General features: G+C 58.4%; 29 protein-coding genes. All 29 read left to right on the forward strand.

All coding sequences use genetic code 11. The features are described from left to right. Positions 1 to 82: 82 nt before the first annotated feature. The 29 genes from AB4Y43_RS01220 (at position 83) to AB4Y43_RS01360 (ending at position 20,230) form a co-directional block, all read left to right on the forward strand. Positions 83 to 343 (forward strand): hypothetical protein, encoded by a 261-nt coding sequence (locus AB4Y43_RS01220; RefSeq protein ID WP_368726798.1) that lies wholly within the window; start codon positions 83 to 85, stop codon positions 341 to 343. Beyond that, complete coding sequence (locus AB4Y43_RS01225) at positions 340 to 579, forward strand: hypothetical protein (protein WP_368726799.1); 240 nt, start codon at positions 340 to 342, stop codon at positions 577 to 579. Before AB4Y43_RS01220 ends, AB4Y43_RS01225 begins: the two co-directional genes overlap by 4 nt. Beyond that, on the forward strand, positions 576 to 788 hold the full coding sequence (locus AB4Y43_RS01230) for a hypothetical protein (RefSeq protein WP_368726800.1): 213 nt from the start codon (positions 576 to 578) through the stop codon (positions 786 to 788). The genes AB4Y43_RS01225 and AB4Y43_RS01230 overlap by 4 nt, the downstream gene beginning before the upstream one ends. Beyond that, the gene (locus tag AB4Y43_RS01235; RefSeq protein ID WP_368726801.1) at positions 781 to 984 is read left to right on the forward strand and encodes a hypothetical protein; all 204 of its coding nucleotides are present in this window, start codon (positions 781 to 783) and stop codon (positions 982 to 984) included. The genes AB4Y43_RS01230 and AB4Y43_RS01235 overlap by 8 nt, the downstream gene beginning before the upstream one ends. Next, positions 968 to 1,156 carry a hypothetical protein gene (locus tag AB4Y43_RS01240; RefSeq protein ID WP_368726802.1) on the forward strand — a complete coding sequence of 63 codons (189 nt, stop codon included), beginning with the start codon at positions 968 to 970 and terminating at the stop codon, positions 1,154 to 1,156. Before AB4Y43_RS01235 ends, AB4Y43_RS01240 begins: the two co-directional genes overlap by 17 nt. 413 nt (positions 1,157 to 1,569) lie before the next feature. After that, complete coding sequence (locus AB4Y43_RS01245) at positions 1,570 to 2,061, forward strand: hypothetical protein (protein ID WP_368726803.1); 492 nt, start codon at positions 1,570 to 1,572, stop codon at positions 2,059 to 2,061. Continuing rightward, positions 2,058 to 2,270 (forward strand): hypothetical protein, encoded by a 213-nt coding sequence (locus tag AB4Y43_RS01250; protein WP_368726804.1) that lies wholly within the window; start codon positions 2,058 to 2,060, stop codon positions 2,268 to 2,270. The genes AB4Y43_RS01245 and AB4Y43_RS01250 overlap by 4 nt, the downstream gene beginning before the upstream one ends. 421 nt (positions 2,271 to 2,691) lie before the next feature. Further along, positions 2,692 to 3,219 (forward strand): endonuclease VII domain-containing protein, encoded by a 528-nt coding sequence (locus tag AB4Y43_RS01255; protein ID WP_368726805.1) that lies wholly within the window; start codon positions 2,692 to 2,694, stop codon positions 3,217 to 3,219. A gap of 7 nt (positions 3,220 to 3,226) precedes the next feature. Next, complete coding sequence (locus AB4Y43_RS01260) at positions 3,227 to 4,144, forward strand: DNA cytosine methyltransferase (protein WP_368726806.1); 918 nt, start codon at positions 3,227 to 3,229, stop codon at positions 4,142 to 4,144. 110 nt (positions 4,145 to 4,254) lie between these two features. Further along, positions 4,255 to 4,518, forward strand: coding sequence for a hypothetical protein (locus AB4Y43_RS01265; RefSeq protein WP_368726807.1), 264 nt, complete (start codon positions 4,255 to 4,257; stop codon positions 4,516 to 4,518). Positions 4,519 to 4,526: 8 nt separating this feature from the next. Further along, on the forward strand, positions 4,527 to 4,757 hold the full coding sequence (locus tag AB4Y43_RS01270; RefSeq protein ID WP_368726808.1) for a hypothetical protein: 231 nt from the start codon (positions 4,527 to 4,529) through the stop codon (positions 4,755 to 4,757). A gap of 102 nt (positions 4,758 to 4,859) precedes the next feature. Next, entirely contained in the window at positions 4,860 to 5,294 is a 435-nt protein-coding gene (locus AB4Y43_RS01275; protein ID WP_368726809.1) for a hypothetical protein, read from the forward strand. 382 nt (positions 5,295 to 5,676) lie between these two features. Further along, positions 5,677 to 5,811: a hypothetical protein gene (locus tag AB4Y43_RS01280; RefSeq protein ID WP_368726810.1), complete on the forward strand. Its 135-nt coding sequence runs from the start codon at positions 5,677 to 5,679 to the stop codon at positions 5,809 to 5,811. A gap of 201 nt (positions 5,812 to 6,012) precedes the next feature. Beyond that, the gene (locus AB4Y43_RS01285) at positions 6,013 to 7,182 is read left to right on the forward strand and encodes a hypothetical protein (RefSeq protein ID WP_368726811.1); all 1,170 of its coding nucleotides are present in this window, start codon (positions 6,013 to 6,015) and stop codon (positions 7,180 to 7,182) included. 129 nt (positions 7,183 to 7,311) lie between these two features. Then, the gene (locus AB4Y43_RS01290) at positions 7,312 to 8,037 is read left to right on the forward strand and encodes a GIY-YIG nuclease family protein (RefSeq protein ID WP_368726812.1); all 726 of its coding nucleotides are present in this window, start codon (positions 7,312 to 7,314) and stop codon (positions 8,035 to 8,037) included. Continuing rightward, positions 8,034 to 8,369 (forward strand): hypothetical protein, encoded by a 336-nt coding sequence (locus AB4Y43_RS01295; RefSeq protein WP_368726813.1) that lies wholly within the window; start codon positions 8,034 to 8,036, stop codon positions 8,367 to 8,369. Before AB4Y43_RS01290 ends, AB4Y43_RS01295 begins: the two co-directional genes overlap by 4 nt. A gap of 322 nt (positions 8,370 to 8,691) precedes the next feature. Then, entirely contained in the window at positions 8,692 to 8,883 is a 192-nt protein-coding gene (locus tag AB4Y43_RS01300; protein ID WP_368726814.1) for a hypothetical protein, read from the forward strand. A gap of 526 nt (positions 8,884 to 9,409) precedes the next feature. Further along, positions 9,410 to 10,504: an RNA-guided endonuclease InsQ/TnpB family protein gene (locus AB4Y43_RS01305; protein WP_368726815.1), complete on the forward strand. Its 1,095-nt coding sequence runs from the start codon at positions 9,410 to 9,412 to the stop codon at positions 10,502 to 10,504. Positions 10,505 to 10,560: 56 nt separating this feature from the next. After that, positions 10,561 to 10,887 carry a hypothetical protein gene (locus AB4Y43_RS01310; protein ID WP_368726816.1) on the forward strand — a complete coding sequence of 109 codons (327 nt, stop codon included), beginning with the start codon at positions 10,561 to 10,563 and terminating at the stop codon, positions 10,885 to 10,887. Continuing rightward, complete coding sequence (locus AB4Y43_RS01315; protein ID WP_368726817.1) at positions 10,884 to 11,252, forward strand: hypothetical protein; 369 nt, start codon at positions 10,884 to 10,886, stop codon at positions 11,250 to 11,252. The genes AB4Y43_RS01310 and AB4Y43_RS01315 overlap by 4 nt, the downstream gene beginning before the upstream one ends. A gap of 42 nt (positions 11,253 to 11,294) precedes the next feature. After that, complete coding sequence (locus AB4Y43_RS01320) at positions 11,295 to 11,951, forward strand: putative metallopeptidase (protein ID WP_368726818.1); 657 nt, start codon at positions 11,295 to 11,297, stop codon at positions 11,949 to 11,951. Between the two features lie 31 nt (positions 11,952 to 11,982). Further along, a complete protein-coding gene (locus AB4Y43_RS01325; protein WP_368726819.1) occupies positions 11,983 to 12,480 on the forward strand; it encodes a DUF2280 domain-containing protein in 498 nt (165 codons plus the stop codon). After that, positions 12,416 to 13,960 (forward strand): terminase family protein, encoded by a 1,545-nt coding sequence (locus AB4Y43_RS01330; RefSeq protein WP_368726820.1) that lies wholly within the window; start codon positions 12,416 to 12,418, stop codon positions 13,958 to 13,960. Before AB4Y43_RS01325 ends, AB4Y43_RS01330 begins: the two co-directional genes overlap by 65 nt. Before the next feature lie 36 nt (positions 13,961 to 13,996). Next, the gene (locus AB4Y43_RS01335; RefSeq protein ID WP_368726821.1) at positions 13,997 to 15,421 is read left to right on the forward strand and encodes a phage portal protein; all 1,425 of its coding nucleotides are present in this window, start codon (positions 13,997 to 13,999) and stop codon (positions 15,419 to 15,421) included. Then, a complete protein-coding gene (locus AB4Y43_RS01340; RefSeq protein ID WP_368726822.1) occupies positions 15,418 to 16,224 on the forward strand; it encodes a hypothetical protein in 807 nt (268 codons plus the stop codon). Before AB4Y43_RS01335 ends, AB4Y43_RS01340 begins: the two co-directional genes overlap by 4 nt. Positions 16,225 to 16,260: 36 nt before the next feature. Further along, on the forward strand, positions 16,261 to 16,470 hold the full coding sequence (locus AB4Y43_RS01345) for a hypothetical protein (RefSeq protein ID WP_368726823.1): 210 nt from the start codon (positions 16,261 to 16,263) through the stop codon (positions 16,468 to 16,470). Then, the gene (locus AB4Y43_RS01350; protein ID WP_368726824.1) at positions 16,461 to 18,323 is read left to right on the forward strand and encodes an NUDIX hydrolase; all 1,863 of its coding nucleotides are present in this window, start codon (positions 16,461 to 16,463) and stop codon (positions 18,321 to 18,323) included. The genes AB4Y43_RS01345 and AB4Y43_RS01350 overlap by 10 nt, the downstream gene beginning before the upstream one ends. Positions 18,324 to 18,325: 2 nt before the next feature. Further along, positions 18,326 to 19,204, forward strand: a complete 879-nt coding sequence (locus AB4Y43_RS01355) for a hypothetical protein (protein ID WP_368726825.1) — start codon at positions 18,326 to 18,328, stop codon at positions 19,202 to 19,204. 9 nt (positions 19,205 to 19,213) lie between these two features. After that, positions 19,214 to 20,230 (forward strand): major capsid family protein, encoded by a 1,017-nt coding sequence (locus AB4Y43_RS01360; RefSeq protein WP_368726826.1) that lies wholly within the window; start codon positions 19,214 to 19,216, stop codon positions 20,228 to 20,230. Positions 20,231 to 20,327: the final 97 nt, after the last annotated feature.

Here is a 20,327-nt window from a genome sequence, read left to right on the forward strand (position 1 = left end):
ATTTACCTAGCGCCGCCTTCTTTGACCTTCCTTTCGACTGGCGCGCTGCGATGGCGGAATGGAATCGACGGAGGGAGGGGAAATGAACGTTAAGGCTGGCGATCTAGCGATCGTGATCCATTCAGAAAACGGCGATGGAATCGGGATGGTTCTCAAGGTGGTTTCCGCATGGGGGCGCTACCCCGAATACGGATTCCTCTGGAATGTCGAAACGCCGCGAGAAGTTCGGACGTGGTCCGGTCGGATGACTCGATTCCCGCAAATCCCGGATGCGTGGCTGAAGCCGGTCAGTGGGCTGCCTATCGAAGACGAGGTAACCGACGAAATCAAGGAGTTGGCATGACCTACCTGCACGGCCTCGAAGTAATCATCAACCCGATGATGGACGACCAACCGCGCATGACGCCCAGCGCGGAGTTTCGCCGCCTGATGACGCCAGAGATGGTCGATGACCTTGAGGCGTGGATGCTCAAGCGCTTCGGTATCGAGAATCGCTTCTACGTGATAGAGGGTCGTCAACTCGTGTGCGGACCCAAGGGCATGGCGCAGGTACATGCCGCGCAGGGAGGCAAACGATGAACATTCGAGACGTAGCAGGCGTGAGCACTCCCGCCGAACTGTACGAAATAGCCAATCATCACGGCATCCACGTTGGCTCTATGGATCACCTGGTGAGATTCGCTGTGGAGATTCAACGCCGCGCCCTACTCCCCATAGCCATCGCAACCAGCGAAGAAGCCCTCGACCGCTATCTGACGAAACAGGAGGTGCCGAGTGGAGATGACTGAACTGTTTCCGCCCGAGATAAAGCCGGTTCATGTGGGCTGGTACTCCACCGAATGGTTCGACGCGGGCTGGGATTATGAGCTGCGAGTTTGGTGGGATGGGCAGGACTGGAGAAACGAGCCGAATGGCTGGCGATTGATGTGCCAAAAAGTGTCCTGGCGCGGACTAAAGGAGCAGGAAAATGCAGACAACAGCTGAAATCGTGACGCAAATCAAGCGCCTGACGTCGCGCATTGAAGAGGCCACGGCAAAGGGCTTCGTCACTGGCGACTCGCTCAAGCTGCTCTATCAGCTCGAATCGTCGGTCGATGCCCTGCTCTCGCTGGCGACGGCTGAATTCTGGGCGGCCAATCACCGGAGCGCGCGATGAACGCCAGCGGAATGTTTCTAGCCGCCGCAGTAGTAGGCGCGACAACGGTTCTGGCATCGCGGCGCATCGCGCCCGGACAGTTTGCGTGGTGGGCGGTTCAGGTGGCGATTGTGGGCGCGTTTGTCGCCGGGAGGTGGATGGTATGAGCCTTTGTCATTTCCCTCGATTCATCGAAGACAAGCACTGCTTGGTCTACTGTGGTCCGGAACGCTGCAATTGCCGGACCGGCAATCCTATTGAGTGGCGCATGCAGCAGGCGCGTCTCGGCGTGCGAGTAAAGCCGCATCTCTATCGCCAGAACGGTATCTGGTATTTGACATTCCCTGGTGAGTTGCCGTCTGCTCGGGCGTGACGCCGCAGATTGTCTATCAGACTTGGAAATGGGCGCAGGAAGGCAACGTAGCGGAGATGCAATGAGCACGATCACTCCGACATTCTCGGGCGAATTCCAGCTTGCAGGCTGGAGCGAATCACATAACGGCGGATGCAAGGTCACGTTCTGGCTTCCCGACCCGTCAGACCTTGACGCTTTCCGCGCCATGACTGTGCGCAAGGGGCAGCAGGCGGGCCATCGCCTCGCCGCGGTGCTGGTCGAGATTGGGGACGACGAGCAGCCTGTGCAGCCTACCACGGCCACGGTAAATAACACGGCCAAGGGAGGCGCGCTGGCTCGGTTGGCGGCGCAGCTTTGCAACGACGTCGAGTTCCATGACTTCGTCTACCACGAGTTCGGCAAGAGCTTCCACCAAGGAAGCGAGGCCAACGAGTGCGCCGAATGGATGCGCGAGCAATGCGGAATCGAGAGCCGCGCAGAACTGGATAGCAACGAAGAGGCTGCGGAGTACTTCCATACGTATATCCGTAAGCCGTGGGTGCAGTGGCGAAAAGATAGGGGGCTGGCATGAAGCCGAAGCGCGATTTGGTCGAGATGCTGCGCGCCGTCTACGACAAGTACGAGGACGATGACATTGCGAAGTGCGTCATCCGCGCCGTCGAAGTGCGGGATGAGTTGCGGCGTACCAGGTGGGACCTAGCCCGCGAATGGACGCTTTGCGCGGTCATCGTTCTGTGGATTCTCAACATAGTCATCAAGGAGGTTCCGAAGTGGCTCTAAAGAGAACCGGTTTCGGCCCACGTAAGTCAACGCTCAAACGCACCACCCCGCTCGCCAACAAATCAACAGCGATGCGGCGATCGGCAATCAAGGCGAGGGTGAAGCGCCCTAGCGTCGCAGAGGGATCGAAGTATCTGGCGGCGTGTAGAAATGAGCCGTGTTACCTGAACGTCTGCTGCCCGTGGACGGATTGGGCTGACCCCACGGTCGTGCCGTGCCACAGCAACTTTGCGAAGCATGGGAAGGCCGGCGCGCGCAAGGCAGATCACGAATTCAGCGTGCCAGGATGCATGCGCTGTCACTCGTGGCTGGACACTGGCCCCGCGCCATACGAAGAAAAGCTGGCGAAATTTGAGGGCGCGCTGGAGCGGTGGATTCCGCGGCGCGCGAGAAAGATGGGATTGGAATTGAAGGAGGCAGCTTGAATGAGCTTCATTTATTCGCGGGCGCTGGCATGAAAAGTTGCTCGAAGTGCGGCACGCCGAAGCCGCCAGAGGCTTTCTATCGGCGCGGCACTGGCCGGCAGAACCAGTGCATCGAATGCTCGAAGGCTGCGGCGAAGGATTGGTATGCGGCTAATCCGGAGTATCGGCGCACAAAAGCACGGGCATGGCGTGAGGCGAATCCTGATTACGTCCGGGAATACCGAAAGACGAATCGCCGAGATATTTACCTGACGGAGTCGGCGCGGAAGTACGGCATCACGCGGGAGCAATACGCGCAGATGCTCGAGCGACAGTCTGAAAAGTGCGCGACGTGCCTCCTGCCGTTCGATTGGGATGACAAGCAGACGAAACCGCATATCGATCATTGCCACACAACCGGCAAAGTTCGCGGGCTTCTGTGCAACGCGTGCAATTCGGTTCTGGGCATCACAAACGAAAACATCGAAACGCTTTCAAACCTCATTGAGTACCTTAAATGTCATGGATCTTCAGCCGCGCAGTAGTGGAGCAATGCGAGAACTTCACCTCTTCGCCGGGGCTGGTGGAGGCATACTCGCCGGTCAGCTTAGAGGAAATCGATGCGTCTGCGCCGTCGAGCGAGAGCCTTACGCCCAAGCCGTGCTTGTGGCACGACAAAACGATGGAACCTTCCCGCCATTCCCGATTTGGGATGACGTGTGCGACTTTGACGGGAGACCGTGGCGCGGCATTGTTGACATCGTTGCTGGAGGATTCCCTTGCCAGGACATTAGCGCGGCGGGCACCGGAGAAGGGCTCGACGGCGAGCGAAGTGGACTCTGGACCGAAATGGCGCGGATCATTCGCGAGGTACAACCCAAGCGAGTCGAAGTGGAAAACAGCCCAATGCTCACTTCTCGAGGACTCGGACGAGTTCTTGGAGACTTGGCCGAGATGGGGTTCGATGCGGAATGGGGAGTGCTCTCTGCGGCCGATACCGGCGCTCCCCATTTGCGCGAGCGAATCTGGATTCTGGCCCACGCCAACGGTATGCGGGAACTACAACAGACCGGGTGCGAGTGCGACGAGCGGGATGGGTCTAGCGTCAGCGGTGAAGCTTTGGCCGACGCCAACGGCGAGTCTGGGCAGCAAGGGAGGACGAGTAACGCCACGCAAGGGGCGCGAGGGCGGGACGCTAATCGAGGCGGTGTCGTCGCGTATGTGGCCGACACCATGCGCGAGCGCGGCCAAGGGGTCGTCGCCGGCGGCCCTGACCAGGAAGAACGGGAAGGACAGATCAAACGACCGAATCGACCACGCAGTTATGGCTTCGGACGGTGGCCAACTGAACCCGGAATGGGTCGAGTGGTTGATGGGATGGCCCATCGGTCACACCGCATTAAAGCCCTTGGAAACGGCCAAGTACCAAGAGTGGCTGCAGCAGCATTCACCCTACTCTCAAATGGGTGACGAGGAAGCAGCATGACAACCATCGCCAGCATCATCGGAGACCACTGGAGGACCGCCCTACTGGTCTACGGTGCGCTGGCGACTATCGCTTATTTGGTAACGGAGAAGAGATGAGCGTCTACCGCATAGTCTGTGCCGCAAATCGCAAGCGCTTCACTGGCGAAGTTGTGCTCGGAATTCGCCATTGGGATGCCTTTATGCACAAGTTGGACACCGAAGGCGATCCGGTTGAACAAGGATTCATCACGAACCGCGGCGAATTCGTGGACCGTCACACCGCATGGTGCATCGCCGAAGAGGCGGGCCAGATCATCCGGCGTGTTGGAGGCGACGAGGCGAACGGCGGCACGCTGTATTCCGAGAACCTTTATTGAGGCACCAAATGACCTTCACCATCGGCCTTCTAATCGGCGAGTTCTGCGGCGTATTCAGCGCGGTGATTCTGCTTGTTGTGCTTGCGCAAAAGGCGCGGGGCATCACCAAACATCGCCGCCGACTCCCCGGCCAAAACGCAAAGGTATCGGGAGAGATAACGGGGGACTGGCTTGCGGCGTATCAAGGCGAGCCGGGCGTGCGGTATGAGTTTTTGGGTGTGACGGGTAGCGAAGAATGACCTATTGCGCGGAGCGAACTTTCGTAGTAGTGCGAAACATGTGATAGAATATCGTGTGTTTCTTAGCGCTGTTTCCACAACAGATAGTGTGCGGGGATAGAGATGGACTTTGAGAACTTTGAAGCGCGTTTAGAGAATTGGTCACGCGTCGTCCGCTCGCCCCGCTTTCAATCTGGCGAATGCGCGCTGTGGGCCAAGTGGTACGTCCTGCTCCGAGATTCTGGAAAGCCGATGAATGCGCCGACCATGACCAAGGATGAATGGGATGGGTGGCTAGTAGAGAAGGCGTGGGCGATGTTGCCGAACCACGTTTCGAAATGGACCCTGAAATACTCGTATGTGTGGAACATGTCGCCCGAGCAAGTCCAGACTCGGATGCGCAAGACCCATAATGCGAACCTTCGGGGAGCAAAGTTCGATTTGGTGATTGCCGGCGCAAAATCTGAGCTTCGGAAGAACATCTCCACACTGACCGCCAAAAAAATCTTGAAATTTGTTGCCGAAGATGCTTGTAAACCGGAATCGTGTGTTTTATAATCGGCACCAGATTGCTGAATTCGGCCTAGCGCCTGAGCTTACCCTCGCGGAATGCGAGGTGTAGGCGTCACCAAAGAAACCCGCCCCAGCGAAAGCTCGGCGGGTTTTGTCATTTCTGCCCTGCCATGGCTCGCTCCGCAACTTTCCAGTCCCGCACTTTCGGCGTGGACCCGGCGGAGCTATGCGAGCGCAAGCAGGCGCAGGAAGAGCGCGAGCGCAAAGCTGGAACGCTGCACTGCAAAAGCGGCTGGAGCAAAGAGCGCAAATCGCGTGAGGCTCGCCAAGCCTTGGAAGCCCTATTCTCTCCCGCAGACTCGGCTGTTCAGCCGTCCACGAGTCTCGCCCATCGCAATGATGGCCGCCCCGAAGTCGGGGAGGATTTATGAGCGCCCAGCAAATCATCGACAGCCTGGAAGCCGACATCGGGCGCATTCGAAATCTGGATGCTGCACTGTTGGCCAGCATGATCGCGAGGCTGGATGCTTTGCGCGAGAAGGTGAAGCATGGCGGCGCGTAAAAAGATCGCAGTCGTCGCCGAGCGCACCGAGATTTGTCGGGAATGCCGCTGGGCCCACTTCGGTAAGGACGTAATCAGGTGTCGCAGATACCCTCCGGTCCCTGTGGCGGATGGGCAAGACGGATGTGTCGATTTCTATCTGCCGGTCGTCGCGGCGGATGACTACTGCGGAGAATTCGCCGCTCAACTGAATTCCTGACCATGCCCATAGACCAGACTCTTCTGTCGTACGCGACTGCGCGCCAGGTTGAGTTCCTGGAAGCTATTGAGGCGCATGGATCGGAGCGCAAGGCCGCCGCGGCGCTTGGGCTGGCTCGCGGCACGGTGAGCAATGCCATTGCGGCGCTGAAGGCTAAGGCCGCCAAGATGGGTCATAGCCCGGCCCACGACATGACGCATACCGTTCCTGACGGCTTCCTCGTCAAGGGCGTAAGCACCTACTACGACGACGAAGGCAAGCCGCGGGGGCAGTGGGTGAAGTCGGCGGTTGATCGTGACCGGCAAGAAGCAACTCTGCGCGAGGCATTCGCAGCGATGGCGGAAACGCTGCCGCGCGTTCGGCCCCACCCCGCTCCGGCGCATGGCAACGCGGATCTGCTGAATTGCTATGTCATCACCGACTTTCACCTCGGAATGCTCAGCCATAAGGAAGAGACTGGCGCTGACTGGGATATCAAGATCGCCGAGAATCTGATTATCAGGTGGTTTGAGCAGGCAATCGCTCAGTCGCCGGATGCGGAAACCGCAGTTTTCGCGCAGCTTTCGGATCTGCTACACAGCGACTCGATCGAGGCCCTTACGCCTGCGTCAAAACACGTCTTAGACGTGGATACGCGGTTCCATAAGATTGTCCGGACGGCGATTCGCATCCTGCGCACCGTGATCGACATGCTTCTCGCGAAGCACAAGCGATTGCACATCGTCATGGCCGATGCGAACCATGACCCGGTAAGCCAAATCTGGATGCGCGAGTGGTTCTCTGCCATTTACGAGAACGAGCCGCGCATCACGGTTGATCGCAGCCCGTCGCCATACAACGCGTACGAATTCGGCAAGGTGGCCCTGTTCTTTCACCACGGCCATAAACGCAAGGTGACGAACGTCGCCGAAGTGTTCGCAGCGCAGTTCCGCGAGATATTCGGTCGCACGCAATACGCATACGCCCACACGGGACACCTTCACAGCATCGACGTGAAGGAAAACAACCTAATGGTGGTTGAGCAGCACCGCACGCTGGCTGCTCCTGATGCGTACGCAGCGCGAGGCGGTTGGCTATCGGGGCGCGATGCTCAGGTGATCAGCTATCACCGTGAGTACGGCGAGGTTTCGCGCGTGAGGATCAACAGCAACATGCTTCAGCAGGCCGCCTAGCGGCACTGTGGTTGTTTCAAGACATCCTTAAATCGGCAGATGCCGAGCCCTTCGGGTGGTCGCGTCTAGAGTCATGCAAGCAGGCGGCTTCGGTTAATTCCGGGCCGCCTTTTTATTTGGCTTGGCGCAATGAACAACGATACGGGCATTTATTCCATTACCAGCCCTAGCGGGAAGCAGTACATCGGCTCGGCGGTTTCTTTCAAGAAACGCTGGCGAATTCACCTCTTGCATTTGAGGCGCGGGACGCACCACAGCAAACCGTTGCAGAACGCCTTCAATAAGTATGGCGAGAGTGGGATGAGATTCGATAAGGTGGCGCTGTGTCCTGTAACCGACCTTATCGCCATCGAGCAACGATTTATTGATGCCCTCTCTCCGGAATACAACGTCGCGCCGAGAGCCGGTAGCGTGCTCGGTATGAAGCGAGCGCCGTTCTCTGCAGAGCATAGGGCCGCGATTTCCGCCGCCCACAAAGGCATGAAGCACGCTCCTCGCAGCGCCGAGGTGAGGGCTAAAATGGCTGAGGCGAGGCGCGGGAAAAAATTCACCCCAGAGCAGCGAGAAGCATGCCGCGTGTGGCAACTTGGCAAGACCATTAATGATACTCAGCGGGCAGCATTAGCCGCCGAGACCGCCAAACGCTCGCGCCGCGTACGCTGCGTTGAATCTGGCGCAGAGTTTGAGTCCGTCCATGCAGCAAAGCGCTGGCTGCACGAAAACGGGCATCCCAAGGCCGACAACGGTTCTATCTCGCGTTGTTGCAGGGGTGTGCTTAAGCGCGTCTATGGCTATACATGGGAATTCGTGGCGCGCAATACCGTCGTGCCAGAGATGTTCGAGGAAGCAGCGTGAAAACCTTCCCGATTCTCAATTCCTGCGTGCGTCGCTGCCACGAACAGCACTTCTCGACGCCGTTGGTCGTCTCGTTCGACCTGGTTAAGCGCCACGAGAAGCAAGCAATGGCGAATCATTCGCAAACGGTGGAACGTCTCGCCGAGCGCGGCGGCCTGTCATGGTTTGAGTTGCTCATGGTCCTGACTGATTCGTCGTCAAACAGCGAATATTTCAAGCGGATTCGCGACAGGAATCTGACCGAGGCCGAGACTTTCCGGATCGTGTCGAACGTGCTGATGCATGAATTCAGCTTGGCCTACGCTGGGCGCGACCACTACACGCGCACCTGACTCGATCCTCGCGATGGGGATAGTAGTCCCTAAAGCGGGGAAACACGGCCAAGTGAAATAACACGGCCAGGATGCGCACGATCACGCGCAACCATCGCATTCCCAACGCCAAATGTGCAGAAAGGTGCGCAAATGAACTTGCATGTTGCCTACGGCCACTTCTGGAACGCCCTAGCGCGCTATAACCACTTCTGGACGCAGTATTACGATCAGATGGCGCGGGCGTGCTGGAGGGTGTGAGATGGAATGCGCAGTTGCCGGATTCTGCCAAGCACCGATAACGGGCGCATAAACAACACCGGCCAATACACAGGGACATCAAATGACCGTAATCGTAACCGTCGAATGCCCGGATCAACCGGTAAAAGTGCTTGTGCGCGAGTGCTGGCCCTATCCGCATTCCGATACTCCGCACTGGGTGCGACGCAATGAGAAGGCGACGTTCTCCGTATGGCAGGGCAAGACCCTCGCCATCGAAGAATGGCCGGAAGACAAGGAGCCGCGCGATGCGTGATCATTTCAAAGCCATTGACCGGCTGCGGGATGACATTCGCCCTCGCGCCGACAAACTCCCGAAAGCATAGATTACCAACCCCGATGGCGGCGCGAATTGGTCGGTGACCGGCGCGTTTGCCTGCGGGGCCTTCGCACATGACGCTTTCCGTTGTCGATCGACGGCGGTAAACAGACCTGGCCGGGTAAGGCGTCAGTTGCGAAGGCAACACAACGGCCGCGCAGTGCGATCGCACCCCACGGGTTAGCCGGGCCGAGCGTCGCGCCTTCGCCACTCCTTCAGTCGACCTTGCGAGGCGGCTTGGCACGCTGGATTAATTTCCGTAGCCATTCCATGCCGTATAGATCGATTTTGCCCCACTGATCTGGCGAGAGCCGTATCGAGCGTTGAACAAGCTTTTGGTCATCGGGCAACTTCGGGCGCCCACCGGGGTGTTTAGGTTTCGATTCCATGACCGGGATTCTACACGAGAAAAAGAATCACAAAATCTCTTGCTCCATGCTAGTTTTTGAATCACAATAACTAGATGGAAACCGTAAAGACACTGAAGTTTCGCATCAAAGACAAGCACGCCAAAGTCCTGCTCGCGATGGCGTGCGATGTCAATACGGTCTGGAACTTCTGCAACGAAACGCAGTATCGAAGTCTCAAGCGATACTGCAATCGCCCGAAAGTTTGGTTGAGTGGGTATGACCTTCAGAAGTTGACGGCCGGCTTCACCAAGTGCGATGGCGTCACTATAGGTTCCGCCACAATTCAACTGGCCTGCGAGGAATTCGCGGCGCGCTTGAAGCAGTTTAGACGCCAGAAACTCCGTTGGCGTGTGAGTGACCATCGGTCCTCGAGATATTCTCTTGGATGGGTGCCGTTCAAGGGAGAGCAGATAAAATACAAGAACGGCCAACTGCATCTTAGCGGACTCAAAATTGGCGTGTGGGACTCATACGGCCTGTCGAAATATGAACTTCGCGGCGGCAGCTTCAATGAGGACTCGCGCGGCCGGTGGTACGTCAATATCGCAGTGCGCGTGAAGGTAGAGGAAAAAAGGTTGCCGGATGGTGCAACGTCGATCGGTATCGACCTTGGCCTCAAGACGATGGCAACTTATAGCGATGGCGGTAAGTTTGAAATGCCGCGCTATTACAGATTGTCCGAGCAAGCGCTTGGCATTGCGCAACGAGCTCGGAAGAAACGACGCGTGAAGGCTATACACGCCAAGATCGCGAATCAGCGCAAAGACGCCATCCACAAGGAAGCAGCGGCGCTGGTACGGAAGCATGCAGCAATCTTCGTAGGCAACGCGAACGCGTCCGGGCTGGCGAAAACATGGATGGCAAAGTCCGTGCATGACGTCGCCTGGACGATGTTCCGAACACAACTCAAGTACAAGGCCATCAGGCATTGCGTGGTGTTCGAGGAAGTCAACGAAGCGTTTTCAACCCAAACCTGTTCGAGTTGTGGATCAATCCCCGACTCGCGGCCGAGAGGTATCGCAGGACTTGGAATAAGAGAGTGGGCGTGCAGCGATTGTGGAGCGGTTCACGACCGCGATGTCAATGCAGCACGAAACATTCTCCGCTTGGGACATCAAGCGCTAGCAGTAGGAGCTCCCGCCACTTAAGGCGGAAGAGATGTCAATTTGCCCGTAGGGGTGTTTCTTATTACCGAGATCTGAGCATGATTCCGACTTTCGACTTCCAGCCGGACGGCTCGTTTAACGCTACGCCGACCTGCAGCACGCAGATTGCCGTCACGACTGCGGTTCAGCAACTGACGTTGCCGGCCTCTCTCGTGCAGAACGGTACGATGCGCTTGGTCAACAATGGCGCACAGAATATCGCCTGGTGCTACGGCGTCAATGCGAACCTGTCGATGACAAACGGTGTCCTGATGCTGGCCAACACGGTCGAGTCGTTCGGGTTTCCGGCTGGGGTGACGCAGATCAGCGTGATTGGCGCGGCCACTGGATCCACGCTGGTTGCATCGGTGGGGGTCGGCTCATGAGTTTGCGTGCCGCTTCCAATAACACGGCCAGCGCCTCTGTCAATCTCACCGGGAAAACGGCGTCGATCTCGAGCACAAGCCTACTGACGGGCGCTGCCGCAGGCGTCTATCGCGCAACGGTAGACCTGATCACGACGGCAGTTGGAACGGCTGGCACGGTGACGGCGACGATCACCAGCAACAACGGCACGATGTCGCCCAGCCAAACGACCGGCGCGCTCTCGCTTTCAGCGACAGGTGAGCTCTCGGCGACATTCACGCTCTACAGCGCGGCGAACCAGAGCATCAATTATTCGACGACTCTAGCGGGTGCGACAGGCTCGCCGCAGTACGCGATGAGGATTCGCTTGGAATACCTAGGGTAGAGAGTAAATTCCTCCAAGGCCTCGCGGGTCTGAAAGCGAGAAATGCGAAGCAAAAAGCCCAATCCTGAGTTAGAACCTTTCGCGCAACGCCCTCGGCCACCGAACTCACTGTTCGACGCAGGAAACTGGTTCAGGCGGTTCACGCCCGCTGATGGCGTTGCCGACTGGGTGCACCAGACGCTGCTGAGTGAGCATTCGCCGCTCTACAACGCCGACCACTTCCACCTGAAGGATGCAGACGTCGAGTTCCTGTGGGCGGCACAAGAGAACACGAAGCAGATGCGCCGCGTCGTCGGCCAGTGCGAGGAAGTGACATTCCGCGCTGGTGCCTGGCAGAAAGGCCGGCAAGAGCAGCAGATGCACGAATGGTTCGGGCGTGTTCCTGCCTACCTGATCACGCTTGACGCCATCTATGCGAACGAGTGCTCAGATGTCGAGTGGTGCGCGCTGATAGAGCATGAGCTTTATCACATCGCCCAGAAGGCCGATGAGTTCGGCGCGCCAGCATTCGCCAAGGACGGCCTACCGAAGCTTGGCATTCGCGGTCACGACGTCGAAGAGTTCGTCGGCATTGTCCGTCGATACGGTATCGGCGCGGGCGACACGGCCAAACTGGTTGCCGCCGCACAGAAGGCACCAGAGATCGGCTCATTCAACATCGCGCAGGCTTGCGGGACGTGCCTATTAAGGGCGGCATAGCTTTTACCCTTCTTTTACTGAATTTCACATTATGGCAGCGCTGAAAGATGACGTTAAGGCGTTCATCGTGCGCGCCCTTGCCTGCTTTGATTCTCCGACCGATGTGTGCCGTCAGGTGAAAGAGGAATTTGGCCTCGAAGTCACCAAGCAACAGGTATCCGCGTATCATCCCGAGCGTCGCGTCGCAAAGGATCTTAGCGAGAAGTGGCGGACGATTTTCGACGAGACGCGTAAGAAGTTTCTCGATGACGTTTCAACCATTCCCATTGCTAACCAGGCATTCCGGCTCCGCGCGTTAAATCGCATGTACGACCGTGTGCAGGGTCAGGGAAACATGGCGCTGGCCGCCCAACTGATCGAGCAAGCCGCGAAGGAATCGGGGGGCGCATTCACCAATCGCCGGGAAATGACTGGCAAGGACGGCGCACCACTGATTCCCGCCAAGAGCGCGCAGGACATGACGGATGACGAACTCGCCGCCTACATTGGAGCAAGCGGCGCAAGAGCTGTGGATCCGCCGCAGGGCTAGAGAAGACGTACTCTCGTACGCTCAAGCGATAGAGATTCCCGGCAAGCCTGCCGGAGAGGATCCCGATACCGAGTTCTTCGAGCCCATCGAAACGACGATGGCGCAGCACCACCGCCTCATTCTCGAGACGATTGAGCGGGTCAGCAAGACTCCGCACGGTCGGGCGATGTTCTTCATGCCACCCGGTTCTGCGAAGTCGACGTACGCATCAGTTGTTTTCCCGTCTCGCTATCTCGGCGCGGAGAAGAATCGCAAGGTCATTCTGGCCAGCTACGGCGATGACCTCGCTCGCAAGATGGGGCGCCGTACGCGCTCGATCATCAAGCAGAAGCGGTTCAAGGGGATATTCGGCTGTGAGTTGACGACTGAATCGTCCGCCGCACAAGAGTTCTCGCTGACAAACGGTAGCGAATACATCGCGACCGGTATTCTCGGCGGCGTCACCGGCAACCGGGCCAACGGCATCATCATTGATGACCCGGTGAAGGGCCGTGAGCAGGCTGATTCGCCGACGATCCGCGACAAGACGTGGGATGCGTATAACGACGACCTGAAGACCCGTCTGATTCCTGGCGGGTGGGTCGTCATCATCCAGACGCGCTGGCACGAAGACGATCTCGCCGGCCGCATCCTTCCTGAAGACTGGAAGGGCGAAAGCGGCCCGATCCTGTGTCGCGATGGCAACGTCTGGGAAGTCGTCTGTCTGCAGGCGCGCTGCGAAGTCCAGAACGACCCGCTAGGCCGGAAGATTGGCGAATATCTGTGGCCGCAATGGTTCACGGAAAAGCACTGGTCGCAGTTTCAGGCGAATGTCCGCACATGGACGTCGCTCTATCAGCAGTTACCACGGCCTGCCGAAGGCACGCTATTCCAACTGGCGAACATGCTGGTGGATGGTAAGCCGGTCCCGATGCCAAATGGCTGCGATGCGGTCTTTGCGGTGGTCGACAGCGCCCTAAAGGCAGGTGATAAGAACGACGGCACTGCGGTTACCTATTTCGCACGCAACAAGTTCTTTGGGCATCCTCTGGTCATTTTGGATTGGGACATCACGCAGATCGAATCCGACATGATCGCCGAATGGTTCCCGACCGTCATGGCTCGCCTGGTTGAACTCGGGAAACTGGCTGGCGCGCGTATGGGTGTGATCGGCACCTTCGTTGAGGACAAGGGAAGCGGCATCACGCTGCTTCAGCGTTCGCGGCGCAATGGATGGCCCGCCCATCCGATCGACAGCAAGTTGACATCAATGAGCAAGGACGCTCGAGGAACTGGCGTGTCGGATTTCATCCATCACGGTAAGGTCAAGATTTGCGAGCACGCCTACAACAAGACCGTCGACTATAAAGAGCGCACGCAAAACCACTTCCTGACGCAGTTCTTCGGGTATCGGCTGGGCATCCCCAATCAGGCGGATGACCTGTATGACACCGGCGTGTACGGGATTTCAATCGGCCTCGGAGATAGCGACGGGGTATAAACAAGCCGCTTCAGGCGGCATAACCTGAAGCGGAAAATGGCTGAAAACAGCACCATCGTACTCCCGGGCTCGTCACTGGGCACACAGTTGACCGATCTGCTGATGGCGGACGACTTGGAGCCGGGTTCAGATGTCAGCTACCAATTAGCAAAGACGATTTACCTGTGGCACCCCCTCGGCGCAAAAATGGCCGAGTTGCCGGTTGAAATGGCGATGAGCCAGCCCCGGATTATCACGATCCCTGGCTCGCCGGAATCGATGGTTAAGGAGGCATTCGAGCGCGAATGGGCATCCATGAACGCAAACGGCCTAATCTTCCAGACGAAGGTGTTGTCGCGCGTCTATGGCGTTGCGTCGCTTGCGTACGGCGCCGAGGGCGTCCCTACTGACCGCCCGATCGATCCGAAGGACCTGGCCGATCTCGCGATCTACTTCAACACGCTCGATCCGCTGAACACGGCGGGTTCGCTCGTTCTGAACCAGGATCCGAACGCTCCGGACTTTCTGAAGCACGCAGCCATCGCGGTATCGGGAAAACCGTATCACCGCTCGCGCGCCGTCGTGGTGATGAATGAAAACCCGGTCTATCTCGGGTATACCAATTCGGCGTTTGGCTACGTTGGACGATCGGTCTATCAGCGTGCACTCTTCCCGCTGAAGTCGTTCATTCAGTCGATGATCACCGACGATCTGGTGACGCTCAAGGCGGGGCTGCTGATCGCCAAGATGAAGGGCGCGGGCAGTATCGTAGACAACCTGATGTCCTCGCTGGCTGGGTACAAGCGCCAACTGCTTCAGGAGGCTCAGAGCGGTAATGTTCTGAATATCGATATCTCGGAAGCCATCGAGACGCTGAACATGCAGAACACCGACGTCGCAATGACGACGGCGCGTAAGAACATCATCGAGAACACTGCATCGGCGGCCAAGATGCCGGCGAAGCTGCTGCTCTCGGAGTCATACGCAGAAGGATTCGGCGAAGGCTCGGAAGACGCGAAGGACATTGCGCGGTACATCAATGGCGTCCGCAAGGACATGCAGCCGCTGTACGACTTCATTGACCCGATCGTCATGAATCGGGCGTGGAATCCCGAGTTCTACAAGACGGTGCAGAACCAGTTCCCGGAGTACAGGAAGATTCCGTACACCCGGGCATTGTATGACTGGAAGAACGCGTTTCACGCCGAATGGCCGAACCTGCTAGAAGAGCCGGAATCGGAAAAGGCAAAGACCGAGGACGTCAAGCTCAAGGCCATCATCGCAATGGTCGAAGTGCTGAAGCCCGATCTTGACCCGGCGAACAAGGCCATCCTGATCGACTGGGCGGCAATGAACTTCAATGAGTGCAAGACGCTCATCCAGCATCCGTTGCTTCTGGACATCCAGGCGCTGATGGAATATACGCCGCCTACTCCTGAAGCCGAGCCCGCCGAGCCGCGACCGTTTAGCGAAGAATCGTGAGCAACTTCTACCGCACTATCGAGGCCGCCATAGCCGACATCACGGCGCACGGCTTCGATACCCAGGCGCGCATTGACAGGTGGATCACGGAGATTGAGCAGGCCGCGAAAGATTCGACGATGCCCGATCACCTGATTCAGGAAACGATGTCACGCGCAATGCATGGCATCTATAGCAGGATGGTCGACGGTGGCGGCTACACGCAACTGCACAAGGGCATTTCGCGCTACACGATCGAGCGGCTGAAGCCGAAGCTTCGTGCCGAGCTCGATCGCCGACTGATGGCGAGCGCGAACCTGATCAAGCTCAATCGTCAGCAGATGCTTGAGCAGACCCGGCAGCGCTTCGCCGGCTGGTCGACATCCATACCGAGTGGCGGAAGCCGGGCCGTCGACAAGCGTGAGGTGGCAGCGAATCTGAAGAAGTCGTTCTCGGCGCTGTCATTCGAGACGCGGCGCGTTCTGATTGACCAAGGCCACAAGCTGTCGTCGGAACTGAACAATATCATCGCCGTCGATGGCGGGGCTATTGCCGCCGAATGGAAGAGTCATTGGCGTCGTCCCGGCTATCACTACGATCCCGACCACAAGGCGCTGGATGGCGAAATCTTCGTCATTCGCGGCAATTGGGCTATTGAGAAGGGGCTGATGAACAAGGGTGCGGGCTATACGGATGAGCGCGTCCGCCCCGCGGAGCGCCCGTTCTGCCAATGCCAATATCGATACATCTACAACCTTCGCGATCTCCCAGACGAACTTCTGACCGATAAAGGCCGCAAGGCGCTCACTTCTGCGCAAACCTGACAAACCCGCGAAAGATCGCTGCGATGAGGAGATGAAATGAATGAAGCAATGGTCGCGGGCTATGTTCAGATTGACTGGCAGGAAATGCAAAGGCAGATAGCCGAAGATGCACAAAAGGCCCTGCTCGAAAACGAAGAGTGGGCATCCCGTATTCGGGAGTCAAGAGAGCGTGACGCCGAGATATTCGGGCTCGTTTTGGCCACTCCCTTTTTGATAATTCTGTTGGCGGCGATTTTATGCCATTAGAGAAAGGCTCAGGCAATGAAGCGATCGGGCGCAACATATCCGAACTGCGCCATGCTGGCCACCCAGAGGATCAGAGCGTCGCGATCGCCATGAAAGAGGCCGGCAAGAGCCGCAGTGATGCCGATCTCATTTCCGCCGCGGGCATCGCCTTCATCGCCAACGGCAAGACTCTGCTACTCAAGCGCGGCGATGGTGGCGATTTTCCCGGTCACTGGGCATTCCCGGGCGGCCACATTGAGCCCGGCGAAACGGCCGAACAAGCCGCCGTCCGAGAATGCGTCGAAGAGACGGGCTATCTACCTGCCGGCGCCCTTCGCCAGTTGTCATTCACCGATGACGGAAAGGTAGCGTTCACGACCTTCGGGAAAGCCGCTGCGGAGTTCGAACCGACGCTTTCCGACGAAAGCACGGATTGGGTTTGGGCGGACCCCGCGAAACCCCCTGAGCCGATGCATCCTGGCTGCGTCATGCTGCTTGAGTCGGGCGCGCTGGATGCGATCGATCCGCGCAAGATGAACGAGCTGGACCTCGCGCGCGCGATGGCGGCCGGCGAACTGCCCTCGCCGCAGAAGTACGAGAACGTCTGGCTGTTCAACATCCGGATTACGGGAACCGGCGTCGCGTACCGGTCGGCGCATAAAGAGTTCGTCTTCCGGAATCCGAACCTCTACCTCAACGACGACTTCCTCGCGCGCTGCAACGGCCTGCAGGTCGTCTGCGAGCACCCCGAGAAATCGACCCTCAACTCCGAAGAGTTCGCCGACCGGTCCATTGGGTCGGTCTTTCTGCCCTACCTCAAGCCAGAAGAAAAAGAGGTGTGGGCAATCGCAAAAGTCTACGACGCCACCGCGGCCGAGATCATGGAGAAGCATCAGCTCTCAACCTCGCCGACCGTGGTTTTTCGTGAACCCGCAGTAAATAGCACCATCAAGCTTGAGGATGGCGCGACCCTCCTTATAGAGGGAAAACCAAGCCTGCTCGACCATGTAGCGATCTGCATACAAGGCGTGTGGGATAAGGGCGGTCCGCCGTCAGGCGTTTCCTCCACCAACGTTCAGGAACCTCAAATGACTGAAGATGAACTGAAGGCCAAGGCGGACGCCGAGGCGAAAGAGGCCGAAGCGAAAGCCAAGGCTGACAGTGAGGCAAAGGCGAAAGCTGATGCCGAAGTGATGGGCAAGGTCATGAACATGTGCGACAGCATCATGAAGCGCATGGACTCCTTCGAAGAGCGCTTCAAGAAGGCCGACGGCACGGAGCCGGTCCAGACCGCTGCCGACAAGGCCAAGGCCGATGCTGAAGCCAAAGAGAAGGAAGAAGCCGAAGCCAAGGCCAAGGCCGACGCTGAGGAAGAAGAAAAGCGCAAGGAAGAAGAGGCGAAGGCCAAGGCCGACGCTGAAGAAACGCGCAAGCGCATCGCCGACCTCGAGTCGCGCATGCCTAAGGAAATGTCCGACGCAGACTACGCCGAAATGGCCGATGCCCAGGCAAAAGCCGACAGCGTGTATTCGGCATTCGGTGATGCGGCTCCGCGCCCCCTGCGTGGCGAGAACCTGCTCGGCTACCGCAAGCGCCTGATGGGTAGCCTGAAGAAGCATAGCGAGAACTGGAAGGGCGTTGACATCAACGGCCTGCCCGATACCGCAGTCGAGATCGCCGAAAAGCAGATCTACGCCGACGCCGTCGCTGCTGCCTCGCATCCGGTCGACCTCCCTGCTGGTTCGCTGCGCGCGATCGAGAAGAAGGACAGCAACGGCCAACTCATCCGCACGTTTGTGGGCGATCCGAACGCCTGGATGGGCGACTTCAAGACCATTCCGATGAAGCAAGTCGGTATTAACAAAGGGAACTGAGCATGAGCAACTTCGTCTCGTTTAATCCGATGCTGACGACGAACGCTGCCGGTTCGTTCTCCGTTCAGTCGGAAGGTTACGTCCAGGGTAATGCCCTTGACGATCCGGCGATCCGTTATCAGTTGATGAACGGCGTGCTGGCGCAAACCGAATCGCTCCCGATGTGGGGCGGCGTGCCGATTTTCGAGAACATCCCGAATCCGGGATTCGGCAACATCACGGGTCCGTCCGTTGGCCGCTCGACGTCGATCGCTACCATCCAGGGCTTCTCGGTGTTCAACCAAGGCCATGCGATGGTGAACTGGCCGCAGAACAAGGTGCCCATCGTCGGTCAAGGTGGCACGGTTCCGTTCTTCCGCCTTGGTTCGAACGCGCGCATTCCGGTTGCTTGCGATCCGTCGCTTGTGTCGCTGCAAGGTGGCGCGACCAGCCAGCAAGTGTCGTGGGACTTCAACAACAACGTCCTCCAGCCGTACGACGCTAGCACGGCTACGGTCTCGGTGACGTCGGTGACGTCGTCGTTTTCGAATGGCGTCTACACGTTCGTCGTGGTGGCTGCTGCCGCATCGAACGTCGGCGCTGTGGGCGACTACATCAACCTGAGTGGTGTGACGGGAACGGGTGCCGCGCTCGTGAACGGAAACCAGGTCGTTACGTCGTTCACCAACAACCAGAATTTCAGCTTCCAGATCACGGCGGCTAGCGGTGCGATCGCGACGGGCGCTCTCTCGGGCACGATCGTGTTGAACGAAGGCACGGGCGCGCTTCCGGTCAAGGTGCTGGAAATCAACAAGGGCAACAGCAAGACCGTTCTGTGGAACGCGAACCTGCTGACGGCCAACTGGCTTAACACGGGCACGACTGCCCTCATCCAAATTTAAGGGGCAGAAATGGCTAACGTTGCATCCAGTTACGTCATCCAGAACCCGTCGTACATCGTCCCCGAAATCCTGACGCAATACCAGCAGGCTTCCGGCGCGTTCGAAGTTCTGGCGGGTGGCGATCCGATGGTTCGCCTGAGCGATGGCGACCTCCAGGTCTACATCAAGCACCTCGACATTCGCACGAAGGTTGGTGCCGGTCAGTCGGCTGGCAACCTCCTGCCGGGCGTCTCGGTGACGAACGACATGATCTCGACGCCGACGTATCTTCTGCGTGTGCGCGCCGAGTACGATCATCACGACACGGCAGCAATGGGTCGCTGGGGCATCTCGATCGTCGAGGCGCAACGTCTCGGTATGCGCCAAGGCATCTTCCAGCAGCTCCGCGGCGGCCTGCTGCAGGGCTTCACGCCGGCCAACGGCGAAGGCCTGCTCAACACGCAGGGCGCGACGACGCTGAATCTGCCGGCCGATTCGAACGGCAATACCACGATCAGCACCTACGATAGCGGCCAGCTGGCTCAGTTCATCCTGAACCAGATCGCAGCGGCCAAGGTGCGCACGATGCAGGTCGGCATTCCGCTGCGCGTGACCGTGCTGACCACGCAGCGCATCATGACGCAGCTTGCTTACCAGATCGTTCAGTTGGTGCAGTTCCAGCGCCCGGGCGCGGGTTCGGGTTCGCCGGGTGTGGTGGTCGATACTGCTGCCGGCTGGAATGGTGACGAGATCGTGTGGGTGACGGATGACACGCTCATCGGTCAAGGTGCGGGCGGCACGGACGTGATCATGATCACGATTCCGGAAGTGAAAAAGCCGATCGCGCATAAGCTCAACACGAACGAGTTTGCGAAAATCACGCCGGGCCTCGCTGCGTGCAACCTGCAGTACATGGACATGGCGGCGCCTCGCGAACTGCCGTGCCCGCTGCCGGGTGGCGCAATCGACATCACGTCGGAACTGCGTGCGACGTCGGGTTGGGCGGTGCGTCCGGAGGCTTTGACCATCATCTCGGCCGGCTATTGAGTCGGACTGTAGTGAGCGAATAAAGGGCGCCGATGGCGCTTTTTTTACGTCTGTGCTGCGGCTAGGTGCCGGAACCGAAAGCTCGTCCCCTGTGCGA

The organism is Paraburkholderia sp. BR10872, assembly GCF_040965835.1.
In the GTDB taxonomy this organism is placed as follows: domain Bacteria; phylum Pseudomonadota; class Gammaproteobacteria; order Burkholderiales; family Burkholderiaceae; genus Paraburkholderia; species Paraburkholderia nodosa_A.